12 protein-coding genes are annotated in these 17,620 nt (G+C 61.6%); 8 read left to right on the top strand and 4 right to left on the bottom strand.

The features are described 5' to 3' along the window. Positions 1-54 precede the first annotated feature (54 nt). Positions 55-3,003: a bifunctional [glutamate--ammonia ligase]-adenylyl-L-tyrosine phosphorylase/[glutamate--ammonia-ligase] adenylyltransferase gene (gene glnE, locus BLO50_RS06090; RefSeq protein ID WP_090249837.1), complete on the bottom strand. Its 2,949-nt coding sequence runs from the start codon at positions 3,001-3,003 to the stop codon at positions 55-57. A 266-nt stretch (positions 3,004-3,269) separates the two neighbouring features. Between glnE and aceE the strand changes: the two genes are divergently transcribed. Both aceE and aceF read left to right on the top strand, forming a co-directional pair. Continuing rightward, positions 3,270-5,915 (top strand): pyruvate dehydrogenase (acetyl-transferring), homodimeric type, encoded by a 2,646-nt coding sequence (gene aceE / locus BLO50_RS06095; RefSeq protein WP_090249839.1) that lies wholly within the window; start codon positions 3,270-3,272, stop codon positions 5,913-5,915. A gap of 11 nt (positions 5,916-5,926) precedes the next feature. Beyond that, positions 5,927-7,594 carry a dihydrolipoyllysine-residue acetyltransferase gene (gene aceF / locus BLO50_RS06100; RefSeq protein ID WP_090249842.1) on the top strand — a complete coding sequence of 556 codons (1,668 nt, stop codon included), beginning with the start codon at positions 5,927-5,929 and terminating at the stop codon, positions 7,592-7,594. 98 nt (positions 7,595-7,692) lie between these two features. On the opposite strand, the gene BLO50_RS06105 is transcribed toward aceF, so the two are convergent. Next, a complete protein-coding gene (locus BLO50_RS06105; RefSeq protein ID WP_244152843.1) occupies positions 7,693-8,169 on the bottom strand; it encodes a hypothetical protein in 477 nt (158 codons plus the stop codon). Positions 8,170-8,300: 131 nt separating this feature from the next. Between BLO50_RS06105 and BLO50_RS06110 the strand changes: the two genes are divergently transcribed. The 3 genes from BLO50_RS06110 (at position 8,301) to BLO50_RS06120 (ending at position 11,880) form a co-directional block, all read left to right on the top strand. After that, positions 8,301-10,943, top strand: coding sequence for a putative bifunctional diguanylate cyclase/phosphodiesterase (locus BLO50_RS06110; RefSeq protein WP_090249847.1), 2,643 nt, complete (start codon positions 8,301-8,303; stop codon positions 10,941-10,943). Positions 10,944-11,008: 65 nt separating this feature from the next. Next, positions 11,009-11,656, top strand: coding sequence for a peptide-methionine (S)-S-oxide reductase MsrA (gene msrA, locus BLO50_RS06115; RefSeq protein ID WP_090249849.1), 648 nt, complete (start codon positions 11,009-11,011; stop codon positions 11,654-11,656). Positions 11,657-11,682: 26 nt separating this feature from the next. Then, positions 11,683-11,880 carry a putative motility protein gene (locus BLO50_RS06120; protein WP_090249852.1) on the top strand — a complete coding sequence of 66 codons (198 nt, stop codon included), beginning with the start codon at positions 11,683-11,685 and terminating at the stop codon, positions 11,878-11,880. Here the strand turns inward: BLO50_RS06120 and BLO50_RS06125 are convergent. Then, positions 11,877-13,529, bottom strand: coding sequence for a phytoene desaturase family protein (locus BLO50_RS06125; RefSeq protein ID WP_090249854.1), 1,653 nt, complete (start codon positions 13,527-13,529; stop codon positions 11,877-11,879). The genes BLO50_RS06120 and BLO50_RS06125 overlap by 4 nt on opposite strands. Positions 13,530-13,657: 128 nt before the next feature. On the opposite strand from BLO50_RS06125, the gene BLO50_RS06130 reads away from it, so the two are divergent. After that, a complete protein-coding gene (locus tag BLO50_RS06130) occupies positions 13,658-14,221 on the top strand; it encodes a PadR family transcriptional regulator (RefSeq protein WP_090249857.1) in 564 nt (187 codons plus the stop codon). A gap of 82 nt (positions 14,222-14,303) precedes the next feature. After that, positions 14,304-15,560 carry a cyclic di-GMP phosphodiesterase gene (locus BLO50_RS06135; RefSeq protein ID WP_090249860.1) on the top strand — a complete coding sequence of 419 codons (1,257 nt, stop codon included), beginning with the start codon at positions 14,304-14,306 and terminating at the stop codon, positions 15,558-15,560. Here BLO50_RS06135 and BLO50_RS06140 read toward each other — a convergent pair. Next, positions 15,557-16,405 carry a 23S rRNA (adenine(2030)-N(6))-methyltransferase RlmJ gene (locus tag BLO50_RS06140; RefSeq protein ID WP_090249862.1) on the bottom strand — a complete coding sequence of 283 codons (849 nt, stop codon included), beginning with the start codon at positions 16,403-16,405 and terminating at the stop codon, positions 15,557-15,559. The two genes, BLO50_RS06135 and BLO50_RS06140, sit on opposite strands and share 4 nt — an antisense overlap. A 96-nt stretch (positions 16,406-16,501) precedes the next feature. On the opposite strand from BLO50_RS06140, the gene BLO50_RS06145 reads away from it, so the two are divergent. Further along, on the top strand, positions 16,502-17,545 hold the full coding sequence (locus BLO50_RS06145) for an NAD(P)H-dependent flavin oxidoreductase (RefSeq protein ID WP_090249865.1): 1,044 nt from the start codon (positions 16,502-16,504) through the stop codon (positions 17,543-17,545). Positions 17,546-17,620: the final 75 nt, after the last annotated feature.

The following is a 17,620-nucleotide window of genomic DNA, read 5'->3' on the forward strand; positions in this document are numbered from 1 at the left end:
ATTCGATTGGTACAACATTTGGCCGGCCACCTTAAGCGCCCGACCTCTTCAAATTCAGTTCAAACCCAGTTCCTGCCAAATGCGCATCACCGTGCGTCGCTCATCGGCAAACTGATCACCGCCGACCACCCCAGGTTGCTTTTGCAGGGCCTGACGGTGGGCCGCCGAGCGGTAGGCCTTGTAGATATCCTGCAGCAAGCGGGCATCTTCGCCCGGTAGCAAGCCGACCCGCTCCAGCCCTTCCAGAATGCGAATATTGTCAGTGAACTCAAGCAATTCCGGGTACTGGCGCGACCAGGCCAGGGCCGCGTATTGCACCATAAATTCAATATCGACGATACCTCCGGCGTCCTGCTTGAGGTCGAACGGCGTGGTGGCTTCGAAGGCATTCGCCGCGGTGCCAGCCGCCGTGGCCTTGCTGCCGAGGTTATCGCGCATCTTCGCGCGCATTTCGCTGACTTCTGTGCGCAGGGTGGCCAGATCACGTTCGCGCCCCAACACCCCGGCGCGCACCGCCTCAAACGCCTTGCCAACCCGAGCACAACCGACCAGCACCCGTGCCCGCACCAGCGCCTGATGCTCCCAGGTCCAGGCTTCGCCCTGCTGGTAACGCTCGAAGGCGCCCAGCGAGCTGACCAGCAGGCCCGCCGCGCCCGACGGCCGCAGGCGCATGTCGACTTCGTAGAGCTGGCCGGAGTTGGTCTGCGTGGTCAGCAGGTGAATGATGCGCTGGCCCAGGCGATTGAAGAACTGCGCGCCGTCGATAGACTTTTCGCCATCGGTTTCCGCATGCGGGTCGCCGTCGTGGATAAACACCAGATCGAGGTCCGAACCGTGGCCCAGCTCAATGCCGCCGACCTTGCCGTAGCCGACGATGACAAAATCCGGGTCGCAGATACTGCCGTCGGCGCGGCGCGGCGCGCCGTATTTGCTCACCGTATGGCGCCAGGCCAGTGCCAGCACCTGGTCGAGAATCGCCTCGGCCAGCCAGGTCAGGTAGTCGCTGACCTTCATCAACGGCAGAGTGCCGGCAATTTCCGAGGCGGCAACACGCAGCCGATGCGCCAGCTTGAAGTGACGCAGCGCCTCCATCTGCTGCTCCAGGTCTTCCTCGGGAATGCGCATCAGCCGCTCGCGCAGCTCGGCGGCCAGCTCGGGCGCCAGCGGCGGCTTGAACAGCCGCCCCTCATTAAGTAGCTCATCAAGCAACAGCGGGAAGCGGGTGATCTGCTCGGCGATCCACGGGCTGGCCGCGCACAGGGTCAGCAGGCGCTGCAAGGCGCTGGGATTTTCCGTGAGCAGCACCAGGTAGGCCGAACGCCGCGCCACGGCTTCGATCAGCGGCAGTACGCGTTCCAGCACCAGGTCCGGGTTTTCATGTTCCACCGCTTGTGCCAGCAGGCGCGGGATAAAGGCATCCAGACGCTCGCGACCAAGGCGCTGCATGGCGCGCACCTGATTGCCGTTGCGCAGGCCTGCCAGGCGCTGCCAAGCCGATTGCGGCTCGGCAAAGCCGGCCTCGGCCAGCTGTCGGCACGCAGCCTCTTCGTCCTGCACATCATCCCAGAGCGGCAACCACTCGCAGCCCACGGCCTCTTCGACCGGCTCGCCACCTTCCTCTTCATCAGGGTCGGCGATCACCTGGCGGAAGTGCCAGTCAACCCGGCCGCGCCAGTGCATCAGCCGCTCGTGGAACGCCTGCCAGTTGTCGAAGCCCATAATAAAGGCCACCCGCGCACGGTCCTGATCGTTGTCCGGGAGCATCTGCGTCTGCCGGTCATCGATGGCCTGCAGCGCGTGCTCGGCATAACGCAGGAAGGCATAACCATCGCGCAACTCATCAGTCACCGCCGGCGGCAGATAGCCCTGATCGCGAAGGGTATTCAGTACGGCAAACAGCGAGCGCTGCTGCAGGCTAAGATCGCGACCGCCGTGAATCAGCTGGAAAGCCTGGGCGATAAACTCCACTTCGCGAATGCCACCAGAGCCCAACTTAATGTTCTCAGCCATGCCTTTGCGCCGCACTTCCTGCTGGATCAGCTGCTTCATCGCACGCAGCGCTTCAATCGCCGAGAAATCCAGATAACGCCGATAAACGAAGGGCCGCAGCATCTCCAGCAGCTGCGCGCCAGCAGCCTGGTCGCCACCGACCACCCGCGCCTTGATCATCGCGTAGCGTTCCCAGTCGCGGCCCTGGTCCTGGTAGTACTGCTCCAGCGCGTTAAAGCTGAACACCAGCGATCCGGAAGAGCCGTATGGGCGCAGACGCATATCGGTGCGGAAGACGAAGCCCTCCACCGTGATCACATCCAGCGCCTTGATCAACTTCTGGCCGAGACGGATAAAGAACTCCTGATTATCCAGCGGGCGCTTCACCCCTTCGGTTTCGCCGCCTTCGGGGTAGCCGAAGATCAGGTCGATATCCGACGACAGGTTCAGCTCATGGGCGCCCAGCTTGCCCATGCCGAGGATGACCATATGCTGCGCCTGGCCGCTGCGCCGGCCGATGGGCGTGCCGAACTGCGCGCAATGGCGTGGATACAGCCACTGATAAGCCAGATCGATACAGGCATCGGCCAGATCGGAAAGGTCGCGGCAGGTTTCGATCAAATCCGCCTGGCGGCTGATATCACGCCAGATAATCCGCAACTGCTGACGGTTACGGTAACGCCGCAAGCGCCGCCCCAGTTCGTCGTCATCGGCGCACGCCTCCAACGCCCGCGCCAATTGCCCGCGCAATTCGCCCGCCCCGAGGCTGCGTTCCAGCTCACCACTGGCTGCCAGATCGAGCAGCATCTGCGGATCGCGCAGGCCCTGCTGCACCACGAAATCACTGGCAGCGCCCACACGCTGCAACACCTCCACTCGCGCGCGCGGCCAACCTGCGAAAGCCGCTGCCGCCTCACTGGAAAGCTCAGCAAATGCGTGCTGTAGAGACTGTTCGCCACGCAGTGCTAGGGGGGACAAGGCAGGAGGCAAAGAGGCCAGCGCGGGCAGGCTCATGGTCTATCCTTTTTAGCGGTCTGCCAGTGCAGCGACCATGGATGGCACACCCAGCGCTAGAGCGGGTCGAATCACTGGCAGAAAAATAATTGTAGTTTTACTACCAAAGATTGTATCCAAAAGGCTGAAATCGGCGTCGGAATGTAGTAAAACTACACGCAGCCGGTCCTACCCCCGGTCAATCCAAGAATTCACGCGGCCACTCACGAAGTCGGCCACGAAACCTGGCCTCCGATTCTGGAAGCCTTTCCGCCCTGGAGCAAGCCATGCAAGACCTCGATCCCGTCGAAACCCAGGAATGGCTGGACGCCCTTGAGTCCGTCCTCGATAACGAGGGTGAAGACCGCGCACATTACCTGATGACCCGTATGGGCGAGCTGGCCACCCGCAGTGGTTCACAGCTGCCGTATGCGATCACCACGCCCTACCGCAACACCATCCCGCTGACCCACGAAGCACGCATGCCTGGCGACCTGTTTATGGAACGCCGCATTCGCTCGCTGGTACGCTGGAACGCGTTGGCCATGGTCATGCGCACCAACCTGAAAGATTCGGACCTGGGCGGCCACATCTCCAGCTTCGCGTCCTCGGCGACCCTGTATGACATCGGTTTCAACTACTTCTTCCAGGCCCCTACCGAGGAGCACGGCGGCGACCTGATCTTCTTCCAGGGCCACGCATCGCCTGGCGTTTATGCCCGCGCCTTTATGGAAGGCCGCATAACCGAAGACCAGATGAACAACTTCCGCCAGGAAGTCGATGGCCAAGGCCTGTCGTCCTATCCGCACCCCTGGCTGATGCCGGACTTCTGGCAGTTCCCGACCGTATCCATGGGTCTGGGCCCGATCCAGGCGATTTACCAGGCACGCTTTATGAAGTACCTGGAAGCCCGCGGCTTTATCCCTGCAGGCAAGCAGAAGGTCTGGTGCTTTATGGGTGACGGCGAGTGCGACGAGCCGGAATCCCTCGGCGCGATATCCCTGGCTGGCCGCGAGAAGCTCGACAACCTGATCTTCGTTATCAACTGCAACCTGCAGCGCCTCGACGGCCCGGTACGCGGTAACGGCAAGATCATCCAGGAACTCGAAGGCGTATTCCGTGGCGGTGGCTGGAACGTCAACAAAGTCGTGTGGGGCCGTTTCTGGGACCCACTGCTGGCCAAGGACGTCGACGGCATCCTGCAGCGCCGCATGGACGAAGTCATCGACGGCGAATACCAGAACTACAAGGCCAAGGACGGCGCGTTCGTCCGTGAGCACTTCTTCAACTCGCCGGAACTCAAGGCGATGGTTGCCGATCTGTCCGACGACGAGATCTGGAAGCTCAACCGTGGCGGCCACGACCCGTACAAGGTCTATGCGGCCTATCACCAGGCGGTCAACCACAAAGAGCAGCCGACCGTAATTCTGGCCAAGACCGTCAAGGGTTATGGCACCGGTGCCGGTGAAGCCAAGAACACCGCGCACAACACCAAGAAGGTCGATGTCGACAGCCTCAAGCAGTTCCGCGACCGCTTCGACATCCCGGTTAAAGACGACGAGCTGGAAAACCTGCCGTTCCTCAAACCGGAAGAAGGCAGCGCCGAAGCCCGTTACCTGAGCGAACGCCGCGCCGCCCTCGGTGGTTTCGTGCCACAGCGCCGCGCCAAGAGTTTCAGCATCCCGACGCCGCCACTGGACACCCTCAAGGCCATCCTCGATGGCTCGGGCGACCGTGAAATCTCCACCACCATGGCTTTCGTGCGTATCCTCGCGCAGTTGGTCAAGGACAAGGACATCGGCTCGCGCATCGTCCCGATCATCCCGGACGAAGCCCGTACCTTCGGCATGGAAGGCATGTTCCGCCAGCTCGGTATCTACTCCTCGGTCGGCCAGCTCTATGAGCCGGTCGATAAAGACCAAGTGATGTTCTACCGCGAAGACAAGAAGGGCCAGATCCTCGAGGAAGGCATCAACGAAGCTGGCGCCATGAGCTCGTTTATTGCGGCCGGTACGTCGTACTCCAGCCATAACCAGCCGATGCTGCCGTTCTACATCTTCTATTCGATGTTCGGTTTCCAGCGTATTGGTGACCTGGCCTGGGCCGCTGGCGACAGCCGCACCCGTGGTTTCCTAATCGGCGGCACCGCCGGCCGTACCACGCTGAACGGCGAAGGCCTGCAGCACGAGGACGGTCACAGCCACATGCTGGCAGCGACCATCCCCAACTGCCGCACCTATGATCCGACCTACGGCTACGAGCTGGCGGTGATCATCCAGGACGGCATGAAGAAGATGACCGAGCAGCAACAGGACGTCTTCTACTACATCACCGTGATGAACGAATCCTACCAGCAGCCCGCCATGCCGGCCGGTATCGAGGAAGGCATCATCAAGGGCATGTACCTGCTCGAAGAGGACAAGAAGGAAGCCGCGCACCACGTGCAGCTCCTCGGCTCCGGCACCATCCTGCGTGAAGTGCGCGAGGCAGCGAAGATTCTGCGTGACGAGTTCAACGTCGCTGCAGATGTATGGAGCGTGACCAGCTTCAACGAACTACGCCGTGATGGCCTGGCCGTGGAACGCAGCAACCGCCTGCACCCGGGCCAGAAACCCAAGCAGACCTACGTGGAAGAGTGCCTGAGCGGCCGCAAAGGCCCAGTAATTGCCTCCACCGACTATATGAAACTGTTCGCCGAACAGATTCGTCAGTGGGTGCCGAGCAAGGAATTCAAAGTGCTGGGCACCGACGGCTTCGGCCGCAGCGACAGCCGCAAGAAGCTGCGCCACTTCTTTGAAGTGGACCGCAACTGGGTTGTCCTCGCTGCCCTGGAAGCACTCGCCGACCGTGGTGATATCGAACCGAAGGTGGTGGCCGAGGCCATCGTCAAGTTCGGCATCAACCCGGAAAAACTCAACCCACTGGACTGCTAAGGAGCGAAACGATGAGTGAATTGATTCGCGTACCCGACATCGGTGGTGGTGAGGGTGAAGTAATCGAACTGATGGTCAAGGTCGGTGATCGCATCGAGGCCGATCAGAGCGTGCTGACCCTGGAATCGGACAAGGCCAGCATGGAAATCCCCGCGCCGAAAGGCGGCGTGGTGAAAAGTCTGAAAGTAAAGCTGGGCGACCGCCTGAAAGAAGGCGACGAACTGTTTGAGCTGGAAGTCGAGGGAGCTGCCGAAGCACCCGCGGCGCCTGCCGCTGTAGCGGCTGAAGCGCCCAAAGCGGCTGCAGCTGCAGCTACTGCACCAGCCGCCGCACCTGCACCTGTCGCGCAGGCCAGCAGCAGCGTGCAGGACGTACATGTGCCGGATATCGGCTCGGACGGCAAAGCCAAAGTCATCGAGATTCTGATCAAGGTCGGCGATACGGTCGAAGCCGACCAGTCGCTGATCACCCTGGAGTCGGACAAGGCCAGCATGGAAATCCCCTCGCCGGCTGCCGGTGTGGTGGAAAGCATCAGCGTCAAACTGGAAGACGAAGTTGGCACCGGTGATTTTATCCTCAAGCTGAAAGTGGCCGGCGCCGCTGCGGCTCCAGCAGCCGCAGCGCCAGCACCGGCCGCCGCACCCGCAAGTGACGTGCACAAAGTTCCGGCCGGTGCGCATCCGGCGGTCGCTGCCGAAGTTGGTGCAATTGCCTCGCTGGCAGCCGCTGCTGCCAACGTTGCCGCCGCCCCTAAGCGTGACGGCGCCAAGGTGCATGCGGGCCCGGCAGTGCGTCAGCTCGCTCGCGAGTTCGGCGTCGAGCTGTCCGCCGTAGCGGGTACCGGGCCGAAAGGTCGTGTGCTCAAAGAGGACGTGCAGGCTTACGTCAAAACCATGATGCAGAAGGCCAAGGAAGCCCCAGCTGCCGGTGCAACCGGTGGTGCCGGTATCCCGCCGATCCCGGTGGTGGACTTCAGCAAGTTTGGTGAAATCGAAGAAGTGGCGATGACCCGCCTGATGCAGGTCGGCGCCAACAACCTGCATCGCAGCTGGCTCAACGTGCCGCACGTGACCCAGTTCGATTCGGCCGATATCACCGAGCTGGAAGCCTTCCGCGTCGCGCAGAAAGCCGTAGCGGAAAAGGCTGGGGTCAAACTCACCGTGCTGCCACTGCTGCTCAAGGCCTGCGCCTTCCTGCTCAAGGAACTGCCGGACTTCAACAGCTCACTGGCGCCGAGCGGCAAAGCCATCATCCGCAAGAAATACGTGCACATCGGCTTTGCCGTCGATACACCGGATGGCCTGCTGGTACCGGTGATCAAGAACGTCGATCAGAAGAGCCTGCTGCAGCTCGCTGCTGAAGCCGCCGCACTGGCGGAAAAGGCGCGCACCAAGAAGCTGTCAGCCGACGATATGCAGGGCGCCTGCTTCACCATCTCCAGCCTCGGCCACATTGGCGGCACCGGCTTCACGCCGATCGTCAACGCGCCGGAAGTGGCGATCCTCGGTGTGAGCAAGGCCACCATTCAGCCGGTCTGGGATGGCAAAGCCTTCCAGCCCAAGCTGATGCTGCCGCTGTCGCTGTCCTACGACCACCGTGTGATCAACGGCGCCGCTGCGGCGCGCTTCACCAAGCGCCTGGGTGACGTACTGGCGGACATCCGCACCATGCTGCTGTAACGCATCAACTTTCGAGCAGCCACGCTCGTACCCTCGACCCCGCCCTGTTGGCGGGGTTTTTTTTAGATTTAAGCCAGCGGTGGAACTATGGGAGGCGATCAGCCTTTCTGCAGATTACGGATCAGAAAGCTCAGGGCCTTGGCCAGTTCGGCAGCGCCCTTGTGATCGCGCACGATGGTCAGCATTGGGCTGCCGTCGTTGGGGTTGTGCAGCACGCAGCTGATGCCGCTGCTCGGGCATTCGTACCGAACGAAAGGGTCGACGCCAAACAGCGGCACCCGCTGGTTGCGCACGGCAATATCGGTGCCCTGCTGGCCACGGGTTTCTTCACGTAGCAGCAGCTCGCCGGACTCGCCCTGACGCAGCTGATACAACAGGTCCTGACGCTGCGCCTGGCCGACCTGATAAGCGGCGCGCAGGGCGTAGGTTTTAAGCAGATCATTGCAATGCGCCAGCAGCGCTTGGCGGTCATTCTCGGTCAGATAAAGGCGTTTCAATTCGAGCAGATAATTGCCCTGTTCGGCACTGCTCAAACCCGTGTCAGGCTCAGCGGCGAACGCTGTCGAGGTGACCATACAGCTGCTCAGCAGCACTGCGGATATTAGTTTTCTTGTCAGTCGCAATTGCATGATGCACCCTTACCCGACGCTATAAATGAAGTGAGTCGATTACCGCTTCGATCAGCATACTGGAAGCCAGCCACCGAATGAAAAGCCATCCCGATGCCGCAAGTCGTTTAGCGGCCGAGGTTGTGACGCAGTTGCCAGTGCCTTCGCGCCTCGGCCTACTGCGTTTCGAGCGCTTGAATGAAGCCAGCTGGGCCCTGCTGTACCTCGATTCAGGCTGCGAACAACAGTTCGGTTTGCCGGCCCATGAACTCTGCTCCCTGCTCGATGCGCCCTACGCCAGCCTGATGGAACCTGCGGCTCGCCACCAACTGCATGACAACATTGCGCAGCAGCTGGCCGCCCGCCACCACTACAGCGTGCAGTACTGCCTGCACACCCCGCGCGGTAGCCTGACGCTGATGGAAGTGGGCGAAGCCTTCAAGCAACGCGGCCGACACCTGCTACGCGGCTACCTGCTGGTGATGAACGAGCAGAGCGCTCCGTCGCCACAAACCCTCGAGCTGTACCAGCGCAGCCAGGCCGAGCTGCAGGCGCAACAGCAACGTACACAAGCCCAGCAACAGTTGATCGTCACCCTAGCGCGCCATCATTACGGCGACAGCAACCCCTTGCGTGAAGCCGCCGAACTGATCAGTAAAAGCGCCTGTGAGTTGTATGGCGTCAGCCGCGTCGGCATCTGGAACCTCAATCAGCACATGCTGCAAGCGGTGGCCCTGTATCAACAGGATCAGGGCCGGCATGTCGAGCAACCCGACATCGACGCCAGCCCCTACCCCGCCTACCTGCAGGCGCTGCACAGCGGCCGGGCGCTCGACGCCCATGATGCCTACCAGGACCCACGTACCCGCGAGCTGAGCAACAGCTACCTGAAACCCATGGGCATCGCGGCGATGCTCGATGCCAGCATCCGCATCGCCGGTGAAGTGGTGGGCGTGCTGTGCCTGGAACATAGCGGCTCGCCACGCACTTGGCAGGCTGACGAAATCGCCTTTGCTGGCGAACTGGCCGATCAATACGCTCAGGTGCTGACCAACCAGCAACGCCGTTCTGCAACCAACGCGTTGTACCTGTTTCAACGCGCCGTCGAGCAAAGCTCAAGCGCCTTTATCCTGCTCGACCGTGATGGCCTGGTGGAGTACGTAAACCCGAGCTTTACCGCCATTACCCTGTACAGCGCCAGCGAAGTCCAGGGGCGCCGCCTGTCCGAAATACCGGCATTGGAAAACCTCAGCGACCTGCTGTTTGACGCCCGCTCCAGCCTGGCCGAACAGAACAGCTGGCTGGGTGAATTCAAGAGCCGCCGGAAAAACCTCGACCCCTACTGGGGGCAACTGTCGTTGTCCAAAGTCTATGCCGACGATGGCAGCCTGACCCACTACATCGGCATCTACGAAGACGTGACGGCGAGCAAGCAGGCGCAGCAGCATATTGAGCGCCTGGCCTTTCGCGACAACCTCACCGGGCTCGGCAACCGCTACGCCTTTATCCGCTCGCTGGAAGATCACTTCAGCGCGCACCCCGGCAAACCGATCAGCCTGCTGCTGGTGGATATCGACAATTTCAAACGGATCAACGATAGCCTCGGCCACCAGACGGGCGACAAACTGCTGGTCAGCCTGGCGCGCCGCTTGCGTAACACCCTGCACCCCAGCAGCGTATTGGCCCGCTTTGCCAGCAACGAATTTGCCGTATTACTCGACCTCAACCAGGCCGACAGTCAACTGGTGGCGCAAAAGCTGCTGCAGACGTTGGACAAGCCACTGTTCGTCGACAACCAGCTGATCAACGTCACCGGCTCCATCGGTCTGGGCTGCGCGCCCGAACACGGTGATGACCCGCAAACCCTGATGAAGCACACCGGCTTGGCGCTGCATAAAGCCAAAGCCAACGGCAAAAATCAGCTGCAGGTCTTTACCGATGCACTGAATGCCGAAGCGCACGACAAGCTGTTCGTAGAGAGCAACCTGCGCCGTGCGCTGATGCAGAACGAGCTGGAGGTGTTCTACCAACCCAAGCTGTGCCTGAAGCGGGGTCGACTGCTGGGCTTGGAAGCGCTGCTGCGCTGGAATCACCCAGACAAGGGCATGATCAGACCGGACCGATTTATCAGCGTGGCGGAAGAAACCGGCCTGATCATCCCCATCGGCAAATGGGTCACGCGCCAGGCGTGCCGCATGAGCAAACAGCTGATCGCCGTCGGCCATACGCCGCTGCAGATGGCCATCAACCTGTCGCCCAAACAGTTCTCCGACCCGGACCTGGTGGGTGAGATCGCCGCCATCCTGCATGAAGAACAACTCGACCCAGCCCTGCTCGAACTGGAGTTGACCGAGAGCCTGCTGCTGGAAGCCACTGACGACACCCGCCATCAGCTCAGTCGCCTGAAAAGCCTGGGCCTGACCCTGGCCATGGACGACTTCGGCACCGGTTATTCTTCACTCAGCTACCTGAAGAAATTCCCCATTGATGTGATCAAGATTGATCGCAGCTTTATCAAGGACATCCCGGAGAATCAGGACGACATGGAAATCACCTCAGCGGTGATCGCCATGGCGCATAACCTGAAACTCAAAGTGGTAGCCGAGGGCATTGAAACACCTGCGCAGCTGAACTTTCTGCGTCGCCAGCAGTGCGACATCGGCCAAGGCTACCTGTTCGACAAACCCATCGCCGGTCGCGACCTGCTGGAAAGGCTCAAGCGCTATCCAAACAAAGGCTAGCCGGCTGTAACAAGCCCGCCTTATAACGGTCTATGACACACATGCTTCTGCTGAGGAAATGGCTCATGGTTCTGCGTTCGCAAATTCTCGCCCACAAACTCGAACTGCCCACCGCCGAACAGGCCCTGCCGGGCCGGACAGACGCGATGAAGGTGCCGACTGCGCATTTCGTCAATGGCAATGCGCTGCAGGGGCCATTTCCTGATGGCCTTGAGCAAGCGGTATTCGCCATGGGCTGTTTCTGGGGCGCGGAACGGCGCTTCTGGCAGCAGCCGGGGGTGTGGAGCACGGCAGTCGGCTATGCCGGCGGCCATACGCCGAACCCAACCTATGACGAAACCTGCTCAGGCCTGACCGGCCATACCGAAGTCGTGCTGGTGGTATTCGATCCGCAGGTCACCAGCTACGCCGCATTGCTGAAAGTGTTCTGGGAGGCACACAACCCGACCCAAGGCATGCGCCAGGGTAACGACACGGGCAGCCAGTACCGTTCGGCGATCTACTGCTACGGCGCCGAACAACTGGCCGCAGCGCAAAGCAGCCAGGCCAAATTCCAGGCGGAATTAAGCAAAAATGGTTACGGCGCTATCACCACCGAAGTACGCGAGGCGCCACCGTTCTACTACGCTGAGGCCTATCACCAGCAGTACCTGGCGAAGAATCCCGGCGGCTATTGCGGCCTGGGTGGCACGGGCACTTGCCTGCTAGACTGAAGACACCTGACGCAGAAGGAACCCCCATGGAACTCAGCAGCCTGACCAACCAGGTGGCGTCCCAGGCCTCGGCTCAAGCCTCCGCCATGGCCTCGCTGCTGTTACTGCGCAAGACCCTGGAACTGCAGGCCGCCAGCATCGGCGGCCTGATTGAGGCCGCCACGCCAGCCAGCCTGCCGAGCAACCCGCCCAATCTGGGCAATAGTGTCGACGTCGTGGTTTAGCCCGCTGCATCCGCCGTCGCACTGGCGGCGGTAGGCGCTTGTGCCTTCCAGCTTTTCAACAACTTGCCCACCCTGTAACCGCGCCAGCCGAGCATGCGCGAGGCGGTCATGACCCCGGCCATCAACGCGCCGCCCACGCCAGCCGTCACCGTATCCGCCCCGGTCAGGTACAGGCCCTTGATCGGCGTCTGGGTGTGAATCCAGTGCTGCTCGAAACGCGCGACCGTGTGATCAATCCCATAGATTTCACCCTGTTCGTTCCACTGGTACCACTCGGTGGACAGCGGCGTGCCCAGCTCGCAGAAATCCAACGCACCGCGCAGTTGCGGCTGATGCTGGTAGAGGGTTTCCAGCAATTGCTCGGTGAGCTGCGCCTTGAACGCTTCGTACTCGGCACCGCGCTTGCCCCAGGTGGTGCCCTTCCACTGGGCGAACCACTGCGGCTGGGTCGGCGCGACGATTTCCACCGTGGCCTTGTTCGGGTAATGCGCATCCCAGGCCGGGTCTTTGGCCGAGGGGAAGCTGATGTAGATCAGCGGCATCGTCGGGTTTTGTCCAGCCATGAAGCTGCTGACGTTGTGGTCGTGATCATGACTCGGGTAGACCCAGTAGTTGGTCTTCGGCAGCTTCAACTCGGCGGCGCTGCCCTTAAACCCGGCGTACAGGCACAGGGTGGCGGCGGAGAGCTTAACCTTGGGTAGGTGCTCCAGCAGACCATGGTCGCTGGCCACCTGTGGCTCTAGCAGGCGTGTATAAGTCGGCACCAGGCCGGCGCAGCTGACGATCTGCGGCGCGCGAATCTCGACGCCGTCTTTCTGCAAACGCACACCGACCGCACGGCCCTTTTCGACCAGGATCTTGTCGACCCCGGCATAGGTGAAGACATGACCGCCTGCCGCCTCGATCACCGGGATGATGGTCTCGGAAATCTTCGTCGCGCCGCCCACCGGGTAGTTGCCGCCGGTGATGTAGTGCTTGGCGACCATAGCGTGCATCACAAAGGCGGCCTCGGCCGGCGGCAGGCCATAATCACCCCACTGCGCGGTGAGCACGCCAATCAACTCCTGATTGTCGGTCAGACCTTCAAGCACTTCACGGGTGGTTTTGAAGAAGTAATCCGGCAGCCACAGACGACGCAATTTGCCGTAGAGCATACCCAGTGAGCGCGGCAGCGCCTGACCCGCAAAAAAGCGCGGCACCTTGGCACTGACCTCGCTGAGCAGATCGACATAACGGTCGAGCACTGCGGCCTCTGCGGGGAAGTGGCGCTTCATCTCCGCCTTGAATTCATCACGCCCGGCCACGTAGTCATAGGTCTGTTCGCCCATCACGATGCGGTCGTAATGGGCGTCCATTGGCGCCCATTCGAGGTGGCCGTCGCTGATCACATCGAACACCCGTCGGATCGCCGACCAGGGCTTGTGCACCTCACCGATGTAATGCACGCCCACGTCCCACTCGTAGCCTTCGCGTTCATAGCTGTGGGTGTAGCCGCCGGCGGTGTAATGCTGCTCCAGCACACACACGCGCTTGCCGAGCTTGGCCAGCAGCGCGGCGGTGGTCAGGCCACCGATGCCGGAGCCGATGATGATGGCGTCGTAATCGTTGCGCGCCAGACGCGAACGAAAGCGGGTTCCTGTGCGTTTCATGGGCAGCTCCGTGGTTATTTTTGTTATGCAAGTTTTTGCATAATAGGCAAGCATTCACCACCCATGCAACTTTTTGCATATCCCGTATACTGCGGCGCATCTCAGGCAGCAGCCGTTAAAGTCCGCCCATGTCACTCAAGCACGCCATTTTGATTCTGCTCGAAAGCGAGCCCGGCAGCGGTTACGACCTGTTCAAGCGCTTCAAGGATGGCCTGGGTTACTTCTGGAACGCCAAACACCAGCAGGTGTACCTGGAGCTGAAAAAGCTCAGCGAAGCCGGCTGGCTGGCGTTTGAAGCACAAACACAAGATACCCGTCCGGACAAAAAGAACTACCGCCTGACCCCAGCCGGCCATGCCGAACTGCTGCGCTGGCTGGGCGAGCCAGTGCAGCCGAATACCATCAACGATGCGCTGCTGGTGAAGCTGTATGCCGGCGCACACACCTCACCCGACAACCTGCGTGAAGAAATGCAGCGGCATATCGCCGTGCACCGCAAAACGTTGGACAGCCTGCTGAGCATTGAGCGCGACTACCACGGCTTACCCGCCGAGCAGCGCCAGGCTTTGCGCATGCCTTACCTAACGCTGCGGCGCGGCATTCTGGGTGAACAGTCCTGGCTGCAATGGGCAGAGGAAGTCGAGCATGCGCTGCAGGACACAACGCCAGCCAGCACGCCAGCCGGTAAATAGTGCAGAAGCCGCTGTCGCCTGCTGCCACGAGGTAGGCAAACCGCTAGACTGCAAGCCATTAGCCATCATCCCCGACACCCGCATGCCCGCACCCTCAGCCTACATATCCCCCGACCAGCTGTGTGTCGGCCTGTATATCCAGCTTGAACTGGCCTGGTGGGAACACAACTTTGCCTTCAGCAACTTCAAGATCAAGGATGAAAACCAGATCAAGGCCCTGCGCGCCTTGGGGGTTACACGCCTGCGCTATGACCCCGAGCGCAGTGATTGTGAGCCCCTGAGCGCGACCGAACCCACAGCAACGGTCGTCACCCCAATACCGGCAGCACCGCCCTCGCCACAGCAGCAGGCCAGCCTGGCCCGTGCGGAAAAACTCAAGGCCCTGCGCAAACGCCTGGCCGAAGTGGACCGCAAATTCGTTCAGGCCAGCCAACAGGTCAAAACCCTCAACCAGACGCTGCGCAGCCGCCCAGAAGAAGCCTGCAAGCAGGCTGGCGAGGTGGTCGGCGCGATGGTCGATACGCTGCTGGGGGGCAGCGGCGCCGTGCTGCACACCATCAACAGCAAGGCCGCCGAAGACAATTACCTGCACTCCCTGAACGTCACCGTACTGAGCCTGATGCTGGGTCGCCAACTCGGCCTGGACAGCGAGGACTGCCATGTCCTCGGCATGGGGGCGCTGCTGCACGATGTCGGCAAACTGGAGGTGCCCAGCAAGGTCCTGCTGAAAAGTGAGCCGCTGACCCGTCCGGAACAGCAGCTACTGCAGCTGCACTGTGAATTCGGCCTGCGCATGGGCCACAAGCTGATGCTGGATGATGAAGTGCTGCGCGTCATCAACGAGCACCATGAATACTGCGACGGCAGCGGTTACCCGCGTCAGCTGCGTGAAGCAGCCATCGGCCGACTAAGCCGTCTGGTGTGCATCACCAACCAGTTCGATAACCTGTGCAACCCGCTCAACCCGCGCGATGGCCTCAGTCCGCACGAAGCGCTGGCGCTGATGTTCAAGCAATACAATGCGCGCTTCGATGCGGTGGCGCTGAAAGCCTTTATCCGCTGCATGGGGGTGTATCCACCGGGCTGCCTGGTGCAGCTGGATGATCAGCGTTACGGCCTGGTCTTGGGCATGAACCCAAGCCTGCCGCTGAAACCGACGCTGGTGGTCTACGATGCCGAAGTGCCCAAAAACGAGGCGCTGATCATCGACCTGGAACAGGAAACACGCCTCGGCATCGCCAGCAGCCTGCGCCCGGCGCAGCTGCCGCGCGAAGCGCTGGAGTACCTCAACCCGCGCCAGCAGCTGAGCTACTTTGTCGAACCGAGCAAAGGTCGCTAGCCCGCGCTGCCTTCCTCAATCAGCCAATCCAGTCGCCAGCCGCCCTGGCTTTGCCCGAGCAGCTGAGCGAGCCATGGCAGGATCTGCTTGAGTTCGTCTTCCAAACCCCATGGTGGGTTGCTGATCACCAGGCCGGAGCCATTCAAGCGCGCTGCTTCGTCGGTGGGGTGTACGTAGAGTTCGATGCGCAGCAGCTTGGGCGCCTTGCTCTTTTGCAGGTCACTGTAGAAACGCCGCAGCTGGCGCAGGTCCTTGATCGGGTACCAGATCGCCACCACAGCCTGGCGCATGCGGCTGATGGCTTCGCTCAACGACTGGGCGCAGCGTTCCATCTCATCGACCTGCTCGAACGGCGGATCGATCAACAGCAGGGCGCGCTTCTCGCGGGTTGGCAGCAGGGCACGTGGCACATACCAACCCTCGCCCAGGTGCACGGCCACGCGGCGGTCGCCGTGCATGTTTTCCTTGAGCAGACGACCGTCTTCCGGGTGCTTCTCGTTCAAGTGCAAGCGATCTTGCTCGCGGGTCAGCAGGCGCGCCAGCTCCGGCGAGCCGGGGTAATGACGCAGCTCGCCATCCGGGTTCATCGCCCGAATCACTTCCAGATAATCCAGCAGCGGGTCCGGTACATCGGTGGCCTGCCACAGCCGGGCAATGCCTTCCAGCCACTCGCCCGTGCGGCTGGCTTGATCACCGCGCAGATCATACAGACCGATACCCGCATGGCTGTCGAGGTAGGCGAACGGCGCCTCCTTGCGTGACAGCAGGGCAATCAGGCGAGTGAGGACATAGTGTTTCAGCACATCGGCATGGTTGCCGGCATGAAAGGCGTGGCGGTAGTTCATTGGGCGGACTCCTGTGGCCGGGCAGTTTACCAGTTTGCCAAGCGCCGGATGGATCAGTACGGTGGCCACTGATCCATCCGGCAAAAGAGAACCCACATGTCATTGCAAGACCTATTGGGCATTGAGCTACCGCTGATCCAGGCCCCCATGGCTGGCGTGCAGCTGCATGGTTTAGCCGCTGCCGTATCCAACGCCGGCGCGCTGGGTTCGCTGCCCTGCGCCATGCTTGATGCGGCCGGCCTGCGCAAGGAGCTGCAGGCGCTCAGTGAGAAAACGTACAGGCCCTATAACCTGAATTTCTTTTGCCACACCCCGCCAAACACCGACGACACACGCGAAGCCGCCTGGCGTGAGGCGCTGAGTCCGTACTACCGCGAGTTCGGCATTGATCGCGCGACGATTGCCAGCGGTCCCGGCCGCCTGCCGTTCAGTGCCGAGATGGCCGATCTGCTCGATGAATTCCGGCCGGCCGTGGTGAGCTTTCACTTCGGCCTGCCCTCGGCTGAACTGTTGGCGCACGTAAAAGCGTGCGGGGCCAAGGTGCTCAGCTCGGCGACTACGGTTGAAGAGGCGTTGTGGCTCGAAGCCAATGGCGCAGATGCGATCATCGCCCAGGGCCTGGAAGCCGGCGGCCATCGCGGCATGTTCCTTACCGATGAGCTGAGCAGCCAGCTCGGCACCTTCGCCCTGCTGCCGCAGATCGTCCAGGCAGTGCGCTTACCGGTGATTGCCGCTGGCGGCATCGCCGATGCCCAAGGCGTGCGCGCGGCCATGGCGCTTGGCGCGGCCGGGGTGCAAATCGGCACCGCCTACCTGTGCTGTGATGAAGCCAGCACCAGCGCCATTCACCGCGCCGCCCTGAACAGCCCGGCAGCACAGCACACGGCCCTGACCAACCTGTTCAGCGGCCGCCCGGCGCGTGGCATCGTCAACCGGGTGATGCGCGAGTTGGGCCCAATCAGCCCGATGGCACCCGCCTTCCCACTGGCGACGCCAGCCATTGCGCCGTTGCGCAGCAAAGCTGAAAGCCTGGGCAGCGGTGATTTCTCTCCGCTCTGGGCGGGGCAGAATGTCAGCGGCTGCAAGAATATCGGCGCCGCTGAGCTAACCCGCGAGCTGGCGCAGGGTTTTGTCCAATAAGCACACCCTTTGCTGCAAAGCCCCGCCCGGGTGGATGACGTCTTTTCATCCACCTTGGCGATCTGCTGGATGGAG

The sequence above is a fragment of the Pseudomonas peli genome, assembly GCF_900099645.1.
In the GTDB taxonomy this organism is placed as follows: Bacteria; Pseudomonadota; Gammaproteobacteria; order Pseudomonadales; family Pseudomonadaceae; genus Aquipseudomonas; species Aquipseudomonas peli.

Bases quoted from the DNA above. Each gene is read 5' to 3' on its own strand.
- glnE (WP_090249837.1), bottom strand. From the start codon at position 3,003: ATGAGCCTGCCCGCGCTGGCCTCTTTGCCTCCTGCCTTGTCCCCCCTA.
- aceE (WP_090249839.1), top strand. From the start codon at position 3,270: ATGCAAGACCTCGATCCCGTCGAAACCCAGGAATGGCTGGACGCCCTT.
- aceF (WP_090249842.1), top strand. From the start codon at position 5,927: ATGAGTGAATTGATTCGCGTACCCGACATCGGTGGTGGTGAGGGTGAA.
- BLO50_RS06105 (WP_244152843.1), bottom strand. From the start codon at position 8,169: ATGGTCACCTCGACAGCGTTCGCCGCTGAGCCTGACACGGGTTTGAGC.
- BLO50_RS06110 (WP_090249847.1), top strand. From the start codon at position 8,301: ATGAAAAGCCATCCCGATGCCGCAAGTCGTTTAGCGGCCGAGGTTGTG.
- msrA (WP_090249849.1), top strand. From the start codon at position 11,009: ATGGTTCTGCGTTCGCAAATTCTCGCCCACAAACTCGAACTGCCCACC.
- BLO50_RS06120 (WP_090249852.1), top strand. From the start codon at position 11,683: ATGGAACTCAGCAGCCTGACCAACCAGGTGGCGTCCCAGGCCTCGGCT.
- BLO50_RS06125 (WP_090249854.1), bottom strand. From the start codon at position 13,529: ATGAAACGCACAGGAACCCGCTTTCGTTCGCGTCTGGCGCGCAACGAT.
- BLO50_RS06130 (WP_090249857.1), top strand. From the start codon at position 13,658: ATGTCACTCAAGCACGCCATTTTGATTCTGCTCGAAAGCGAGCCCGGC.
- BLO50_RS06135 (WP_090249860.1), top strand. From the start codon at position 14,304: ATGCCCGCACCCTCAGCCTACATATCCCCCGACCAGCTGTGTGTCGGC.
- BLO50_RS06140 (WP_090249862.1), bottom strand. From the start codon at position 16,405: ATGAACTACCGCCACGCCTTTCATGCCGGCAACCATGCCGATGTGCTG.
- BLO50_RS06145 (WP_090249865.1), top strand. From the start codon at position 16,502: ATGTCATTGCAAGACCTATTGGGCATTGAGCTACCGCTGATCCAGGCC.